The organism is Actinomadura litoris, from assembly GCF_009733595.1.
Classification (GTDB): Bacteria; Actinomycetota; Actinomycetes; order Streptosporangiales; family Streptosporangiaceae; genus Spirillospora; species Spirillospora litoris.
Genome location: NZ_WOFH01000022.1, coordinates 65,034 through 81,415 on the forward strand (window position 1 = coordinate 65,034; position 16,382 = coordinate 81,415).

12 protein-coding genes are annotated in these 16,382 nt (G+C 69.5%); 8 read left to right on the forward strand and 4 right to left on the reverse strand.

Going from position 1 to position 16,382, the window contains the following annotated elements; translation table 11 throughout:
- Window positions 1-232: 232 nt before the first annotated feature.
- Window positions 233-1,600: a hypothetical protein gene (locus GNZ18_RS39290; protein ID WP_156222435.1), complete on the reverse strand. Its 1,368-nt coding sequence runs from the start codon at window positions 1,598-1,600 to the stop codon at window positions 233-235.
- A gap of 842 nt (window positions 1,601-2,442) precedes the next feature.
- Here GNZ18_RS39290 and GNZ18_RS39295 point away from each other — a divergent pair.
- Window positions 2,443-4,617 carry a molybdopterin-dependent oxidoreductase gene (locus GNZ18_RS39295; protein WP_156222437.1) on the forward strand — a complete coding sequence of 725 codons (2,175 nt, stop codon included), beginning with the start codon at window positions 2,443-2,445 and terminating at the stop codon, window positions 4,615-4,617.
- Window positions 4,618-5,096: 479 nt separating this feature from the next.
- Here GNZ18_RS39295 and GNZ18_RS39300 read toward each other — a convergent pair whose 3' ends face one another.
- Window positions 5,097-5,723 carry a TetR/AcrR family transcriptional regulator gene (locus tag GNZ18_RS39300; RefSeq protein ID WP_308166569.1) on the reverse strand — a complete coding sequence of 209 codons (627 nt, stop codon included), beginning with the start codon at window positions 5,721-5,723 and terminating at the stop codon, window positions 5,097-5,099.
- A 103-nt stretch (window positions 5,724-5,826) separates the two neighbouring features.
- On the opposite strand from GNZ18_RS39300, the gene GNZ18_RS39305 reads away from it, so the two are divergent.
- The 6 genes from GNZ18_RS39305 (at window position 5,827) to GNZ18_RS39330 (ending at window position 13,090) form a co-directional block, all read left to right on the forward strand.
- Window positions 5,827-6,981, forward strand: a complete 1,155-nt coding sequence (locus tag GNZ18_RS39305; RefSeq protein ID WP_156222441.1) for an FAD-dependent oxidoreductase — start codon at window positions 5,827-5,829, stop codon at window positions 6,979-6,981.
- Between the two features lie 324 nt (window positions 6,982-7,305).
- Complete coding sequence (locus GNZ18_RS39310; RefSeq protein WP_156222443.1) at window positions 7,306-8,742, forward strand: DUF1990 family protein; 1,437 nt, start codon at window positions 7,306-7,308, stop codon at window positions 8,740-8,742.
- Entirely contained in the window at window positions 8,739-9,425 is a 687-nt protein-coding gene (locus GNZ18_RS39315; RefSeq protein WP_156222445.1) for a DUF1990 family protein, read from the forward strand. Before GNZ18_RS39310 ends, GNZ18_RS39315 begins: the two co-directional genes overlap by 4 nt.
- Window positions 9,426-9,515: 90 nt before the next feature.
- Entirely contained in the window at window positions 9,516-10,052 is a 537-nt protein-coding gene (locus tag GNZ18_RS39320) for a hypothetical protein (RefSeq protein ID WP_156222446.1), read from the forward strand.
- Window positions 10,053-11,285: 1,233 nt separating this feature from the next.
- The gene (locus GNZ18_RS39325; RefSeq protein WP_156222447.1) at window positions 11,286-11,744 is read left to right on the forward strand and encodes an excalibur calcium-binding domain-containing protein; all 459 of its coding nucleotides are present in this window, start codon (window positions 11,286-11,288) and stop codon (window positions 11,742-11,744) included.
- 620 nt (window positions 11,745-12,364) lie between these two features.
- A complete protein-coding gene (locus tag GNZ18_RS39330; protein WP_156222449.1) occupies window positions 12,365-13,090 on the forward strand; it encodes a hypothetical protein in 726 nt (241 codons plus the stop codon).
- Between the two features lie 389 nt (window positions 13,091-13,479).
- Here the strand turns inward: GNZ18_RS39330 and GNZ18_RS39335 are convergent, their stop codons facing one another.
- Window positions 13,480-14,265 (reverse strand): hypothetical protein, encoded by a 786-nt coding sequence (locus GNZ18_RS39335; protein WP_156222451.1) that lies wholly within the window; start codon window positions 14,263-14,265, stop codon window positions 13,480-13,482.
- Between the two features lie 389 nt (window positions 14,266-14,654).
- Between GNZ18_RS39335 and GNZ18_RS39340 the strand changes: the two genes are divergently transcribed.
- The gene (locus GNZ18_RS39340; RefSeq protein WP_156222453.1) at window positions 14,655-15,557 is read left to right on the forward strand and encodes a serine/threonine-protein kinase; all 903 of its coding nucleotides are present in this window, start codon (window positions 14,655-14,657) and stop codon (window positions 15,555-15,557) included.
- Window positions 15,558-15,615: 58 nt separating this feature from the next.
- Here GNZ18_RS39340 and GNZ18_RS39345 read toward each other — a convergent pair whose 3' ends face one another.
- Window positions 15,616-16,275, reverse strand: a complete 660-nt coding sequence (locus GNZ18_RS39345) for a thiaminase II/PqqC family protein (protein ID WP_156222455.1) — start codon at window positions 16,273-16,275, stop codon at window positions 15,616-15,618.
- Window positions 16,276-16,382: the final 107 nt, after the last annotated feature.

Sequence of the window (16,382 nt, forward strand, 5' to 3'; positions counted from 1 at the left end):
CCTATCGGTCTAGCGACCGACCGGCCTGCATAGAAGATTTGGTGCAGGAACCGAGGGGTCCGGGCTGAACTTCAAAGCAAGATGGGTGCGGTTCCTTTACGGGAAGGACGCGGCGGCCGGTCCCTGTTCCGAACCCGTGCGTCAGCCGGTGCCCGATTTTCCGCATCCCAGCCCAGCAAAAGCGCGCAGAGGTACTGCACCCGAATGCGCTCGTGTCGCTGGTAGCGGGTAGTCAGGCTGACTTGCCGCGGTGCACGCACATGGCCTGGGCTTTGGTCTTGCCGTCCTCGCCGGTGTAGCTGCCGTAGACCACGGCGGGGGCGGTGGCGCTGTCGTGGCCGGGCATTTCGGTGCCTGCGGGGAATTTCTGGCGGTGCTTCAGACCGCCTGGGGCGTAGGTGGTGGCCCACATCAGTTTGTCCTTTTTGCTGCTGTCGTCACTGCGGTACACAAGGAGCAGCTCGTGGCCGGTGTTGTTGTCGGTGGAGACGTAGCCGATCGCCGGGGTGTGGTCGGTGGAATGGGTGGCGTCGTTCTTGCCCGTGCAGGCCCACCCCCAGGTGGTCTTGCCGGGTGCCAGGTGGAATCCGGTGATGCAGTGGCCTCCGGCGCTGGCGTCGGCGAGGGTGATGAGGTTGGAGGCGTCCACGGCCATGGACACCCCGCTGCCGCAGGAGACCTGGGACGGGATCCTCTGGGGTTTGCTCCAGGTGAGGTTGTGGCCTTTGGACAGGTCCGCCTCGCTCCAGTACGGGGAGCACAGGTCGCTGTAGTCGTTGACCGAGACGCACACCAGCCGGTTGCCGGCCACGGCCACCGCCGGGATGCCCCGGCACAAGTCGGGGATCTCCTTGGGAGTACTCCAGTTGCCGCCGGTGCCGTGCCCGGAGCGGGCGGTCCAGCACTGCTTGCCGGCCTTGACGAACACCACGATCACCCCGAGCGTGGGGTGCCAGGTGACCGCGGGCGGATAGCTGGTGGTGCAGTCGGCGGGGAGTTGGCTGTCCAGAGTCCATTTGCCGGCGTGGTAGACGGTCAGGTAGAGCTTCTCATCGCCTTTGTCGCCGCGGTGCACGCAGTAGAAGGAGCCGTTGCGGTCGGTGGCCAACGCCGGGGCCAGCAGACTTTTGTGGCCGGGGATGACGCGGTCCTCGCTCCAACCGCTCTGGCCGGGTTCCCACACCGTCCACCGCAGCGCGGTGTCGCCGGGGTCGGGCGGCTTGGGCGGCGGGTCCCCTTCCCCGTCGTACCAGACGGTGGGCACCAGCGCGCCCGGCACCAGCCAAGGGGAGGTGAACCGGATCCCGGTTCCCTTGTCGATCGCCTGGACCCACACCTTCCTTATCAAGATGTACAGCTCGATCAGGTTGGCGGCCTTCTTGTTCTTCCCGGCGGCCTTCTTGGCGTCCTTGACGAACTCCTCGCTGTTGTCGAGGAGCTTTTTGACGGCGTGGCGGTTCAGCAGCAGGTGGAACCCCCACCACCGGGGGTCGAAGGTCACCTTCGATTCCCCGGACACCACCTGGGTGGCCTGCCCGGACTCCAGCGCCCGCTCCAACTCGGCGAGCTCGCGGTCGAAATCAGTGAGTTGCGTGGCCATGATGCGGCTTTCTCTCCTGTCGGTTCCGGTAAGGACCGGAAGCGCAGAACACGCGGCGGTGTCGCCCAGCGGTGTTTCTCGGTGTGACTCGGCGCCGCCACGGCCGTCCTCGCCAGGACGAGCGCCGGGGCGAATCCCGGAGGGGGCGGTGGAGCCGGGAGCGCCTGGCGTGTCCTGTGCTCCGGCACACCTACCCCTACCCGTCCTCACCAGGCGAAAGGTCACCAGAACGGTAAAACACCCACCAGATCAGGCCAATCGCGCGGACCTGAGGCCCCGTCCACGACGTGGGTCCGGGCCGGAACATCGGCCGACCATCAGTCGGGCCGATGAGTGCACGTCCCTGCCGTCGCGGCGGATCGACGAACCAGCCGGTCACCGGCTCCCGCTGCGATAGGTGAAGACCGCCGTCGCATGACCGACCGCGCACACGATCTGATACCCCCTTGCCCGGCGAGAGTTTTACGGCGAACGCGAGCCGACTGTGTCGGGGTCACCAACCGCCAATTACCTCGGGTGCCGTTTAGGACGTGTCGTACGCAGCAAGTCCTTCCCGGCCGCGCGGAGTATCCAGAGCGCCGGCATTTCGACTTCCATTAGACGACCTCGGCAAGGTTGTACCGCCCTCTTCCCTTCGGATTCTTCATTCGCTATTTGCGGCCCCTGACGCGGTCGTCCCGGACGGTCGGTCGCCCCGCGCAGGCTGCCGTCCGCATGTCCGGAGGAAGATCCGGCAGCGCATTCCGGAGGATGCCGGACGCGCGGCGCCTCTGGAGGCTGGACGCATGGCGCGCGCCTGCGAGCGCTCGGCGTGCCCTATCCCTCGACCTTCGGGAGTGCCGATGAGAACCGCCCTCCGAACGTGCCCGATCTGCGACGCCGTCTGCGGTCTGCGCCTGACCCTGGACGACGACGGACACGTGCTGTCGGTCAAGGGGGACGCCGACGATCCCTTCTCCGGCGGCTACGTGTGCCCCAAGGGCGCCAGCCTCGGGCGGTTGGACGAGGACCCCGACCGGCTCAGCGTGCCCATGATCCGCGAGGGGGAGCACTGGCGCGAGGCGAGCTGGGAGGAGGCGTTCCAGGCCGTCGAACGCGGCCTGACCGGCGTCATCGAGGCGCACGGCCGTGAGGCGGTCGCCGCCTACTTCGGCAACCCCACGTTCCACACCATGGGCGGGATCTTCTATCGCGGCCCGCTGGCCGAGGCGCTCGGCACCACCAACCTCTACAGCGCCAGCACGATCGACCAGATACCCAAGCACGTCGCGGTCGGCCTGATGTTCGGCAACTCGCTGGCGATCTCGGTGCCCGACCTGGACCGCACCGACTTCCTGCTCGTGATCGGCGCGAACCCGGCCGAGTCGCACGGGTCGCTGTGCGCGGCGCCCGACTTCCCGGGCCGCCTGCGCGCGCTGCGCAAGCGCGGAGGCAGGCTGGTGGTGGTCGACCCGCGGCGCACCCGCACCGCCGGACTCGCCGACGAGCACCTGTTCGTCCGGCCGGGCACCGACGCGAGCCTGCTGTTCGGCATCGTCCACACGCTCCTGGCCGAGAACCTGACCAAGGTCAGGGTTCCGGTGTCTGGCCTGGAGGAGCTGCGGGAGTTGGCGGCGCCGTTCGGGCCGGAGGCAGTGGCGCCGCTCTGCGGGGTGCCCGCCGAGACGATCGTCCGGCTGGCCCGGGACCTGGCCGCCGCCGAGACCGCCGCCGTCTACACCAGGGTCGGCACCTGCACCGCGGACTTCGGCACCGTGACCCAATGGCTGGTCGACGTCATCAACGTGCTGACCGGCAACATGGACCGGCCCGGCGGCGTGATGTTCACCCGGCCCGCCACCATGGAGGTCCCTTGGGGGCCCAAGCCCTTCACCTCGGGACGCTGGCACAGCCGGGTACGCGGCCTGCCGGAGGTGCTCGGCGAACTGCCGGTCGGCACGCTCGCCGACGAGATCGAGACGCCCGGGGAGGGGCAGGTCAAGGCGCTGGTGACGGTCGCGGGGAACCTGGTCCTGTCGGCGCCGAACGGGCCGCGGCTGGGCCGGGCGATGCGCGACCTGGAGTTCATGGTCTGCGTGGACCCCTACCTCAACGAGACGACCCGGCTGGCCGACGTCATCCTGCCGCCCCCGCGCATGCTCCAGATGCCGCACTACGACCTGCTCCTGCTGATGGTCACGGTGCGCAACTACACGCGGTTCTCCCCGCCGGTCCTGCCGCTGGAGCCCGGACAGCTCTCCGAGGCCGAGATCATGGCCAGGCTGATCCTCATCGCCTCGGGCAAGGGCGCGCACGCCGATCCCCGCGAGCTCGACGAAATGATCCTCGGGGAACTGCTGGGCGCGGGCGTCCAGATCCCCGGGTCGCCGTTCGAAGGCCAGGACGTCGCCACGGCGCGCGCCGCGCTGGAGGGCGACAGCGGGCCGGAGCTGATGCTGGACGCCCTGCTCAGGCTCGGCCCCTACGGCCTCACGCTGTCCGCCCTGCGGGCCAACCCGCACGGCATCGACCTCGGTGCCCTCGAACCACGGCTGCCGGAGATCGTCTGCACCGACGACGGCCGGGTCCGGCTCGCGCCCGCCGAACTCGCGGACGAGGTCGGACGGCTGCGGCGCAAGCTGTCGGAGGCACCGGCCGACACCCTGCTCATCGGGCGGCGGCAGCTGCGCTCCAACAACAGCTGGCTGCACAACGTCCCGTCCCTGGTGGGCGGCAGCAACCAGTGCACGCTGCACGTCAACCCGGCCGATGTCGCCCGGCTCGACCTGCGCGGCACCGTCCTGGTCCGTTCGGCGGTCGGCGAGGTCGTGGTGCCGGTCGAGCCCACCGAGGCGATCATGCCGGGGGTCGTGAGCCTGCCGCACGGCTGGGGCCACGCCGGGTCGGCGCAGCGGGTCGCCTCACAGCACGCCGGAGCCAACGCGAACGCGCTGACCGACAACGCCGTGCTCGACGCGATGTCCGGCAACGCGGTCTTCAACGGCATCCCGGTCACGCTCGTGCCGGTCGAGGAGTGATTCGCCCGCTCGGGGTGGCCGCCGGTCAATCCCGCTGTGCCCACGAATCGCGCGGCGCAGGCTGGAGGGGGCGTTGGCGGGTCGTCCGCGGTCTCTCGATCAGCGTCCCGCACTGGGCTCGCCGGGAAGCCGCACAGCGGTCGCTCCGGGCGATCGCGCTCGTCCGCGCGACAGCCCCCTGCCGTTCGTGACCTGCCTCCAAGCTCTGGGCAGGCGAAGCGCCGCCGATCGGTCAAGGTTTCCAGGGACCCGCTCTGCTCGCCCCGAGGGCAAGCGATCACCACAAGGGCTACCGAGATCGGGAGGCCGCGACGGAGAGGGCCGGCCAAGGGGCCACGACGGGCTGCGGTGCGGGCTGATGTGGGGCGAGGATCTCCAGCGCAGGCGTGATCTACCTCCTTGCGGGCACCAGGCATGACGGCCGGCCTGGACGCCTGACAAGGGTCCAGGGCAAGGAGCAGCGCGGACGCCTGGGAGTTTCAGGCGCCGGGGTCCGTCGGGCCTGCGAGGCCGTGGAGGAGCAGGTCGGTCAGGGTTTCGATGATCTCCTCGTCGGTGGCGTCAGGGCCGTCGGCGCCGGCGGTGAGGACGGAGTAGCCGAACATCGAGAGCATCGCGCCGATGGCGGCGGCCACCAGCGCGGGGTCGCCGGGGAGCGGGTGGCCCTCATCGCGGAGCCATTCGAGGTGGTCGCGGAAGACGTCGGTCTCGGCGACCAGAGTCGTCCAGGCGCGTCCGGACGAGGGGCCCTCGGCCATGAGCGCCTGGAGCCGGGCGGCGATCACCGGGAGGTGCTCCCGGTAGGCGCGCCAGGCGACCGCCAGGTGCCACCGCAGTTGGGCTCTGTCGGACAGGTCGTGGTCGCGGGGGTGTGCTGAGGCCGCGACCTCCGCGTCCGCCTGCTCCTCAAGGTCGGCCATGAGGGCCTGGAGCAGCTCCTCCTTGTCGGCGAAATGGTCGTAGAACGAGCCGGTGGCGCGGCCGGCCGCGGCCGTGATGTCGGTGATCTTGGTGTTCAGGTAGCCGCGCTCCATGAACAGCCGCCGCGCGGCCTCCTTGAGGGCGGCCCGGGTCTCGGCCGCCTTCGCCTTCCGTATGCCGCTCACGGGGCACCTTCCAGGTTCGGGTTGACAGCAGTCGCAGTATCCCAGAAGACTGAACCACCATTCGCCGAACACAAGTTCGGTGAACGTTGATTCAGGAGGAGCTTTGCGAGTCATCGTGATCGGTGGCGGGGTCGCCGGAGCGGCCGGCGCCCTCGCGCTGCGGCGTATCGGGGCCGAGGTGACGGTGTACGAGGCGTATGCCGACCCGGCGGGAGAGGTGGGTTCGTTCCTGAGCCTGGCGTCCAACGGACTGCGGGGCCTGGACGCGCTCGGCTGCCTGGAAGCGGTGCGGCGAGCGGGTTTCGCCGTGCCCCGCCAGCGGCTGTGGGCCGAAACGGGCAGGCTGCTGGGCGACACGCCGCGCGGACGGTTGGCCGACGACCCCCTCATGAGCGTCACGCTGATGCGCGGACGGCTGGTGGAGGCGCTGCGCGAGCGGGCCGTCCAGGCGGGTGCGCACCTCGTGACCGGGCAACGCCTGGTGGACGCGGTCACCGAAGGCACAGCGGTTCGGGCGGAGTTCGACAGCGGCCTCACCGCCGAGGCGGACCTGCTGGTGGGGGCGGACGGGATCTGGTCGGCGACCCGGCGGATCCTCGACCCCACGGCGCCGGAGCCCCGATACGCGGGGCTCTACTCGGCATCCGGGGTCTCCCACGGCGTCGGCGTGGAGCCCGGCGCGTTCAACATGGTCTTCGGCCGCAACGGTGCCTTCATCTACCTCGCCGCGCCGGACGGCGCGGTCTGGTGGGCGGCGCAGCCCGCCTCTCCACGACAGCCGGACCCCGCCTCGATCGACCTGGAGGTGATCAAACGGCTCTACCGCCGTGAGCAGATGCCCGCCGCCGTTCTCGCGGCGGCCACGCGATGGCACCGCCCCACCCTGATGCACGTACTCGACGAGGTCCCGGTCTGGCGCACCGACCGAGCCGTGCTCGCCGGCGACGCCGGCCACCCGGTCGGCGCCGGACAGGGCGCGTCCATGGCGATCGAGGACGCAATCGTCCTGGCCCGAGCGCTCCAGGAGGCCGACGTCCCCGCCGCCCTGGCCGTCTACGAGCGGAAGCGGCGGGCACGCATCGCCAAGATGGTGAAATCAGCCAGCACCAACCGCGACGCCAAGACCGCCGGAGCCATCGCCCGCCGAGCCCGCAACCTCGTCATGCCCGTGGCGACGAGACTCTTCTACGAACGCGGCACCTCCTGGCTGTACACCCACGACGTGACCGAGGGCTGGCAGCAGGGTGTGCCGACCTGAATGTGAACGTCCAGGTACATCAGGCTGTGCGCGCCCCCGACCCGGAGCTGCTCCGCGTCCGAAGACGGTGGCCGTGCTGGGCTGGCTGCGGAATCGACCGACGACCGTCGTGAACGAACGTGACGCCTGCCTGCCCGTTGCCGTCTCTGACGAAGATCTTGGCTTCGGGCCGGGTGAGTGTGGGTCCGCCGCCACCCTCCTTCTCCCGGGGACGTGACCGGTTTGGGCTAGTTGGCGAGGGTATGGCGGAGCGCGCGGACGGAAGGTGACGGGATCACACGGCGAGCATCGGGGGAAGTCGTGCGAGTACGTTGGCGGCGGCGCGTGCGTGCGTTGCGCTGGCCCGCGGGGATGGGCCTCGCGGTGTGGCGTTGGCTGCGGCGCTTTCGTCAGGTGAGGCGGCGGCGACTCCGCTCGGGGATACTGTCGGAGGCCGAGGGGATTCCGCATCGAGACGGAGCACGGACACAGTCTGCACGGCAGGGCGTCGGACTCACCTACCAGCGGCGTTACCTCGTCCGGATCTCCGGCAGTTCCATCACCGCCGCCCAGTTGGTCCAACGGCTGGAGAGCGACCTCAACGCCGCCTCGCCGGTGGAGATCGCCGTGTTCGACAAGACCTCGGGAGCCCCCCAGCGGTTGGAAGTCGGAGACGAGTACGTGGTCCATATGCCGGGGCCTTGGGACTGCCCGGTCAGGGTGGTGGAGCAGACGCCGGTGTCGTTCCGGTTCGCCACGCTGCGCGGCCATATGGAGGCCGGTGAGATCGAGTTCCGGGTCGAAGAGACCGGCGAGGGCGACCTGGTGTTCACCATCGAGTCCTGGGCGCGTAGCGGCGACCGGCTGGCGGACCTCCTCTACGAGAAGGTGGGCATCGCGAAGGAAATGCAGTCACATATGTGGACGCATTTCTGCATGCGGGTCGCCGAGATCGCGGGAGGCGAGGTGGTCGGTGACGTCGAGGTCCAGACAGAACGAACCGACATGTTCAAGTCCAGGACGGGAAGACAGTCGATCACCCGCGCGGTGGACGTCGCGTTCGCGCGGAGTTTCACCTTGGCCGCGCGCTGGCGCAACCGGCCCCTGCACCCCAGGGGCCTGGTCTTCGATGCCCGTTTCTGCCTGCACGGCACCTCCCAGCACCGGGGAGTGCCATTCCTGGACGACCGCACCGAGATCCACGGGAGGGCACGGCTTTCCCGCGCGGCGGGGCTGCCATCCTCGCTGCCGGATGTGTTGGGCCTGGCGCTGCGATGGCCCCAGCCACAGGACGACGCCGAAGCCCCTGCCACCGCCGAGTTGCTGCTGGCTACGACCGGGCTCACCCTGCTCGGTCGCCACCTGCTACGGCCGACGACCAGATGGAGTCCCGCGTTCTACGGCTCGCTACTGGCGTACCGGGTCGGTGACCGTCGCGTTCTGCTGGGTGCGGTCGCCCGTCGGACGCGCACCGTCCCAGCCGATCTCGCGACCCTCGCGCGGGCCGTGGAGGAGCAGCCGCTGCTCCTGGACCTGGTGGTGGCGACCGAATTCGGGCCGTGGGAGCCATTCGGCGAACTATGGCTCTCGGGGCCGGCGCGCAGCGACGACCTCGAACCGATGCGATTCAATCCCGCTCGCCATCCGATACAGGAACTGCATCCAGAGGGGCTGTTCCAGCGGGTGCGCGACTCCAGTTACGCCGCCGTCCAGCGTGTCGCCCACCGTGACTCCGATTCACACCCCAGTGCCGATCACCGGCCGGAAAGGCCATCCTCATGACACGAAAGGAGCGCGCCCGGCAGCGCATGAGCCGGCGTCACGCCGACCTGCACCGGTGCCGCCTCAACTTCGATCCTCGGGAACACGATATGAGGACCCCGGAACCGGGGTGGCACCTCGATGACTACCGGCAGCAGCTGCCCCCGGAGCCGCCAGGGCCCCCGATCCCCGAAGGAAGCTGGGAAATCGCCCGCCGACTCGTACAGAACTACCAATACGCCGATCCCGGCATCATCCGGGAGATCTGCCGTTCGGGCCCGCCTGAGCCGGGCCGGGACATGCTGCTCCAGGCCCGGTTCTACGGACTGCGTTTCTACCTCGGTCTACGCGTCGGCGATGTCATCGACGCGACGATCGAGCGGGACGGACGGCAGGTACGAGTGTGGGGCTGGAACTACCAGACCCTGGAGGGGCACCTCGAACGGGGCCAGATGGACCAGGAGGTGCGCAAGTGGCTCGACACCGGGGAAGTGGAATTCCACATCCACGTGTTCTCGCAAGCCGCGTCCACCCCCCATCCGATCGTCCGTTTCGGGTTCTTGTTCTTCGGTCGGTATATGCAACTGAAGTTCTACAAGCGGGCATGCCGCCGTATGAAGGAGCTGACCATGGCCGCGCTCGCCACCCGGCATCGGGCTCTGCGGGAGAACTCCGACCAGCGGGCGACGCGCGAGGGCGCCTGATCGTCCGGCAATCCGGTGCTGTCGCGGGTCGGCGCACGACGAGTTTGCCGTGGTGCCGTTTGCTCGGCTGCCTCCGGGTATCGCCCACTGATGGAAGAAACCCGCTCTCGGCAGCTTCTGGGCATCTATCTGAACGACCATCTGGCAGCGGCGGCGGGCGGTGTGGGCCTGGCCCGCAGGCTCGCGCGGGGACGTCGCGGCTCGGACGACGCCGACCGGCTCCGCCGGCTGGCCGACGACATCGCCGCGGACCGGGGCGCCCTACTGGCGATCCTCAAGGCGCTCGGGCTGCCGATCCGCGGCTACAAGAGCCTGGCGGTGTGGACCGCCGAGAAGGCTGGACGGCTCAAACTCAACGGCAGCCTGCTCCAGCGCTCCCCGCTGAGCGACGTTGTGGAGCTTGAAGCCCTGACCCTCGCGGTCCACGGCAAGCGGGCCGGATGGCGGACTCTGCTCGCCGTCGCCGAACAGGAACCGGCACTCGACACCGAGCATCTGCGAAAGCTGCAGGCGCGCGCGGACGAGCAGCTCGCCGTCCTGGAACCGCTCCGGACCGCGGCGGCTGACAACGTGTTCCGCCAGGCGCGGTCCGCGGACTCCACCACCCCTCGACCGCAGGCCGACTGAGGACGGAGTAACCTCCGCCGCCTGCGCGGAGTCGGCGGGTGCGGGCGCTCCTGGGAGCGGGCCGACCGTGAAGACAATGGCTCCGGGGGGCAGCGGGCCTTCGGCGGTGCCATCGTCCAGGCGGTGGTCGTCGAGCTCGGTCGAGGTTCCCTAGGTCGCCTCACCGAACCGCTCGCAGGCCAGCACGATGCCCGCTAAGCCTTGATGGCTGCCGCATGAAGTGGATCGACGGGCTCCCTGCCGGCCCCTCACTCCCTACGGCGCTCCGCCCGCGCTGGGGGCTCGTAGCTGGGCGGGGTGGCGGTATGTGGTGGCGCTCCTGCCCGCTGGCGCCCAGTTCCTCAACCTCCTGCATCCGGCAACCACCAGCGCTGGGGGACGTCGCGGTGGCCGCGATCGCTACCCTCACCAGCTGGCTGACCGCCGCGGGCTTCAGCGCCCTCGTGTGGGAGCCGCCCCACTTCGCCCATCCCCCGACACCAGCGAGGCGTAGTGGCCAGTGCCGCCACCGGTGCCACGGCCGCCGCGACCACGCCCGGTTTCCCGCGGCCTGCTCTACCGCTCCGGTGGCTTCCGCGGCGGCTCGGGTGGCCGGGCGCAGGTGCGCATCGCGCACGGATGGCAGTGCGGCTGCGTTGCGCCGGGCCACCGCGACTTGGCGGCAAGGGCGAATGCCGCTGCCGCGCACGGCGTGGACTCCGCATTCATCGACGACCAGAACGCCGAGTTGCAGGCCGCGACGCAGCGCGAGGCGGGCCTCCCCGAAGGCGTCAGCTTTCGGTCGTCTCCTGGTACGGCCACTCGCAACACGCCGAATTGGTACTTCGACAGGTAGGCGACAAGGCCATCCAAGGCAATCCGATGGACTGCTTCGCGAGCGGAGAAGGCTGATCTTCAACCGCCACCGAACAGGCCGCTAGGCGAGAACGCAACGCGAAGATCGCTCCATCCGCGGCGCGAAGGGGCGATTCTAGTCGCAAATAGGATGGCACTACCCAAAATCAGGCCCCTGTCCACCACAGGCCAAACCGCCGTCAATCTTCGGCGGCGCCAACCAGCCGACCCGAGCGCACAGAACCCTGCGGACCTGCGAGAACAACGGGCGGAGCGGCCCACTTTCCCTAGTCGTTCAGCCAGGGCCTCGGCGTTGAGCTCGCCCGAAGCTCACGAACCGTAACCCGTTCCACCAAATTGCGCGTCTCACCCCCAAACCGTTTATGTCAGGAGACACGCATGTACCACCCCGGTCCTCCTCCGCGGGGAGGCCAGAAGTCGAAAGTCGGGCGCAATCTCGCCGGTTGCGGATGCGGTCTCATCCTCTGCCTCGTCCTCCTTGGAGGCTGTCTGGCGGCGCTGGACTCCGGTGACTCCACTACCGCGTCGTCCACATCCTCGACCTCGCCAAGCCCCACAACGCCTTCGACGGAGCCGGACGAGACCGGCACGAGTGCGACGCCTCTTCCCACGCCGAGCGTCACCCGATCGCCCAGAAGGACGAAGCGCCCGGCGGTGTCTCGTAAACCGACGTCGCGTCCCCGCAAGCGAACTGTTCGCAAGCCTCCGGAGCAGGCCCCGGTGTACTACAGGAACTGCGCTGCCGTCCGGGCGGCCGGAAAAGCCCCCATACATCAGGGCGAACCGGGCTATGCACGTCATCTCGACCGGGACGGCGACGGCGTCGGCTGCGAGTGATCCCTCAGGATCGCGTTGGATCGACTGTCACCATTGTTCAACGCTGCGTAGCCGAATTGACTACGATCGGCATTCTGACGGCGACCAACGCGATCCCCGGGGCGAAGATGAACCGTTTCCTGGCAGATCCCAGTCCCGCCGACGTGATCGGCGGCGTCCTCCGCGGCACATGCGGAGTGCTGGGTTGTACGGCGGTGGCCGGCGCCATCCTCCTCGGCGCCGCACCGTCGGCGGACGCGGCTCCGGCCGATCCGGATTCACGGCGCTCGATACCGACCATCTGCCGCCCCCCGACAGACATCACCGACTGGTATGCGGCACGGATGTGCAAGGAGAGATGGCTGCCAATGTACGAAGAACCCCGAAAAAGGAACCACGGGCGGAGGCGTGACGGCAACTCGACCAGGCGGACGAATCGCGCGAATCGGGAGCGGACTCCGAAACGCGACCGGCGTCCTCCCTCGTCGAAGACCCCGGACAAGCCGAGCCCCCGCCCGGCGACGCCGGAGCGTCCCCCCACCGCCTCGCCCTCACCGGCGACCGGCGGCACCCCGGAACTTCCCAGCTTCCATGAACAGGCCAGGAGCGAGGAGTCGCGGTCGAGGTCACTGCAACCGATCTTGCTGCTGGGCCTCCTCGTCCCGATCGCCGCGGCGTTCTGCTACCCGTTCCGGCATCGCATCTCCGCCGTTGCCGCCGGGACGCTGACGGCCGCCGTTCCGATGGACGGCGGCGAATCAGCGGAGGACGTCGTCCACCTCACCTACCGGCCGCCCCTCGACCCGTTCGCCGTGCCCGCCCTGGGGCTCTCGGGACCGGGCGCGGTCGCGACCGCGCGCGTCCTCGCCCTCACCGCGCTCGACCAGCACGGCGACACCTCCCTCACCGTGATCCCCCGCTCCGCCGCGACGGCTCTGTTCGGACTGGCCGAGGACGAGCTCCTGGACGAGTCCGCGGCAGGGCTGTTCATCCCCGGCAACCTCGACGCGGCGCTGGCCTACCTGGAAACGGAACTCTCCATTCGCCGCACCACCGGTGTCACAGACGCGCGGCGCCTGCTCCTGGTGGCCGACTGCGAGGACGAGTGCGAGCGGATCAGCAGACTCCTCGCCCACTACCCGGGGGAGATCTCCACGATCCTCCTCGGCAACTGGGCGGGCGAGCGCATCGTCGTCGACGACGACGGCCTGTTCAGTCCGTCGCCCGGTCTCACGAACCACTTTCCGGACCGGCTGCCGGCCATGTCCCGGACCGAGGCACGCGACCGCCTTCTCGCCGCCCTTGAGAACCACGACCATGAGCGAAGGCGCCCGTCGGGACGTCGCAACGGACCCAAGCGCACCTGATCTCGATGCCCCCCATCGCCCTACGAGGTCCCCCTGGAACCCCCACGATCCGATCGCCATTCGAACCGAGCACCACCAGGCAAGTGACCCACGACGCGACCCGGTCAAGGCGCGTTGCCCGGAACGTCGTCGGCGCGTCCCGCTCGTCCGTGCGGCCAGGCTGGACAGCCCTGCTCGATGCCGTCTCCTCGTGAGCGAGCGCTGCGAACTTCAGTAGCCTGCGCCGGAACCGCACCCGCGCCCCCGGCTCGATTGCAGGAGCCGACCGATGCCGCGAGCCGCCGGTGATCGCCATTCTCGGTGCGGCGGCTGCGAGGGCGACGCTTCACCGGCTTCCCGGGCATCGCAGATCGTTCTCATGGCCGGGTGCTGGCAGCGGGCGGGGTGTCTCAAGTGGCGCCGTACTCGTGTCCGGTGCTCGCTGCTCTGGCGGCGGCAAGGGCGCGGAGTGCCCGGCGGATGGCGGTGAGATCCGGTGGTTGATCGGCGGCACGGTCGACGTATGCGGTGCAGCGGAGAAGCCAACCGCGAACCACATCCTCGACTTTGATCTCCGCCCTCCGCGCTCTGGCGATCGCCATTTGATGCTTCTCTTCGAGGATCTGTTGATTGAGATCTCCCTTCGAGGCGAGGGCGTGGATGTCGTCCAGGGCGTAGCGTCCGAGTTGGTCGACGGGCAGCCGCCGTTCGAAGGCGATCCGATCGAAGGACTTCTTGGGCCAGTCGAGGATCATCGCGGCGCCGCCGGCGTCGACGCTCTCGAACAGGGGCCCCTTTCTGGCCAGGACCACCGCGCGGACCGACTCCCGGGCGAGCCGGTCCAGGTCGCGCATGAGGTACACGGGGTGTCCGCGGAAGTTGCTGATGACGTCGAGTTCGCCCTGGGCGACCAGGACCTCGATGTCCCCCCGCTCCACGTCGAGGCTTACCCGGTGGGCCAGCCGGGCCGCCGCCCTGGTCGATCCGATGGGCGGCTCGCTTCCGAACATGGCGATGACCTTCTCCCCTCCGCCTCTCGCCTCCTCGGCGAGTCGGGCGGACCATCGCTCGCCTGCGACGTCCGGGGCGGGGACAAGGCCGTGTTCCCGTCCGAGCCGCAGTTGCCAGTGGCTGAGGCCCAGGTGGCGGGCGAACTGGTAGACCCCGAACTCGCGGCGAATGGTCTGTTCCGGCATCTTCTGCCTCCTTGTCTCGTGAATCGGCGACAAGGGGAAGCCTGGCCCAGGCCGGGGACCGAGAATAGTAGAATCCAATTCTGTGGATAACTCCCGGGAGCGAGCGGCGCCGGACAATCACGTGTCCCGAATAGGCGCTTTGACTTCTTACACACCGATGCGGATGCCCGCTTGGGTGTGCCCCTGAGCACGGTCTGGCCACGAGATCACCGTGTCCCGATGGGGCAGGGCATGGGCCGGGCGTGGGCGCGATGGGAGGGATCCGGTTCGAGCGGCGGCATGCTCGCGGGATCCGACAGGGAGGTGCCCGGCTTGGGTGGCTTCCCTCCGGGCGGCGGGGCGGTTCGTGGCACCATGAAGCGCGTCCACCATGATCGGAACTCGTGCCCATGCAGCCTGACCCCCCGCAGATGATCGGTCCCTACCGTGTGGTCGCACGGCTCGGCTCCGGCGGGATGGGAGAGGTCTTCCTCGCGACGTCGGCGAGCAGGCGGCTGGTCGCGGTGAAGGTGATCAGGTCGGAGTTGCTGGGCGATCCCAAGTGGCGGGCCCGGTTCCGGCGCGAGGTGACCTCGGCCCGGTCGGTCAGCGGGTTCTATACGGCGCCCGTGGTCGACGCGGATCCGGACGCGGACCGTCCATGGCTCGCGACCCAGTTCATCCGCGGGGTGAGCCTCTCCGCGGCGGTGCGCGAGAAGGGGGCGCTACCGGAGCAGGCGGCGTGCAGGCTGGGCGCCGGGCTCGCGGAGGCCCTGATCGCGATCCATCGGGCGGGGATCGTCCACCGGGACTTGAAGCCGTCGAACGTCCTGCTCGCCTCGGACGGGCCGCGGGTCATCGACTTCGGCATCGCGCGGCCTCTGGACGCGCTCCCCCTCTCGCGCTCCGAGGTGCTGGGGACGCCCGCATACATGTCGCCCGAGCAGGCCCTCGGCGAGCAGGTGACCGCGCAGAGCGACGTGTTCTCCCTTGGCGCGACGCTCGTGTTCGCCGCTGCGGGCGCCCCTCCCTTCGGCGGCGGCCACAAGGTGCGCGGACGCATCGTCCACGGAACGCCCGATCTCAGCCGGTTGCCCGACCCCATGCGCGGCCTCGTCACGCGATGCCTGGTGAAGGAGGCGCGGGAGCGGCCGTCGCCGGAGCAGGTCCTGGTCGCTCTGTCCACGCTGCTGGACGCGCACTACGGCGAGGAGTGGCTGCCCTCGGACGTCGAACAGCTCATCGGCGTCCAGGAACACACGCTGGTCGAGGGCACGGGCGAACTCCCGACGCTCCGCGAAGGGGCCTGGTAGGGGTCCGCCGAGGGCGGATCCCCCAGGACGGACTCCTCCGACGAGCAGGCACCGACGGTCAAAGGCCCTCGGCGAGGGCGTCCCAGAAGGCCGTCTCGTAGGCGTGCAGGAGACGCGCCGCGAGGGCGGTCTCCTCCGGGTCGTCGCCCGCGGCCAGTCCCGCGGCGACGACGGCCAGGGCCCGGTCCTCGAAGCCGGGTGGCGATTCCGCGAAGAAGCTGAAGAAGGCCACCGCCGCATCGTCCATGTCATAGGCGCCGCGCAGGGCGTCGGCGGCACGGGCGCAGTACGCGCCCCACTCCTCCAGGTTGGCGAGCATCGCCAGAGCGACCTCACCGGCCGTGCCGAAGGCGGCACGCTGAGCGAGAAAGGCGGGGTAGGTCTGGGCGAACGGGCGCGGCTCGTACGCTCTGAGATTCTTCTCACTTTCCCCCAGGGCCGAGGCGAGATCGTCCAGGAGACCGAGCGCCCGCGTCTCTCCCTGGGCGAGGCCGAGGAACAGCTCGCCGGACGGTGAATCCGGATAGCGCGCGGCCAACAGGGCGAAACTTCGCCGGTCGCTACGGACGATCCGATACTCCTCTCCAACCAGCCAGACCAGGCGTTCCTGGGGCACCCGACCGGTTTCGAGGAGATCGAGGAAGCGGTTCCGGGACGTCGCGGCCGCGATCTCCCGGCGGGCGCGCGCGAGAAGTTCGGCGGCGATGTGGTCGCTCATACGACCCACCGGAGCACCCGGCGGGGCCGTCCGTCAACGGGACAGGCCCGGATGAGGCCGTGTGATCACGTGGATACGATGAAGAACGGAGCGTCTGCGCAGGTGTG

Excerpts from the sequence above, each read along its gene's own strand:
- GNZ18_RS39290 (WP_156222435.1), bottom strand. The coding sequence starts at position 1,600 with ATGGCCACGCAACTCACTGATTTCGACCGCGAGCTCGCCGAGTTGGAG.
- GNZ18_RS39295 (WP_156222437.1), top strand. The coding sequence starts at position 2,443 with ATGAGAACCGCCCTCCGAACGTGCCCGATCTGCGACGCCGTCTGCGGT.
- GNZ18_RS39315 (WP_156222445.1), top strand. The coding sequence starts at position 8,739 with ATGACACGAAAGGAGCGCGCCCGGCAGCGCATGAGCCGGCGTCACGCC.
- GNZ18_RS39320 (WP_156222446.1), top strand. The coding sequence starts at position 9,516 with ATGGAAGAAACCCGCTCTCGGCAGCTTCTGGGCATCTATCTGAACGAC.
- GNZ18_RS39325 (WP_156222447.1), top strand. The coding sequence starts at position 11,286 with ATGTACCACCCCGGTCCTCCTCCGCGGGGAGGCCAGAAGTCGAAAGTC.
- GNZ18_RS39335 (WP_156222451.1), bottom strand. The coding sequence starts at position 14,265 with ATGCCGGAACAGACCATTCGCCGCGAGTTCGGGGTCTACCAGTTCGCC.
- GNZ18_RS39340 (WP_156222453.1), top strand. The coding sequence starts at position 14,655 with ATGCAGCCTGACCCCCCGCAGATGATCGGTCCCTACCGTGTGGTCGCA.
- GNZ18_RS39345 (WP_156222455.1), bottom strand. The coding sequence starts at position 16,275 with ATGAGCGACCACATCGCCGCCGAACTTCTCGCGCGCGCCCGCCGGGAG.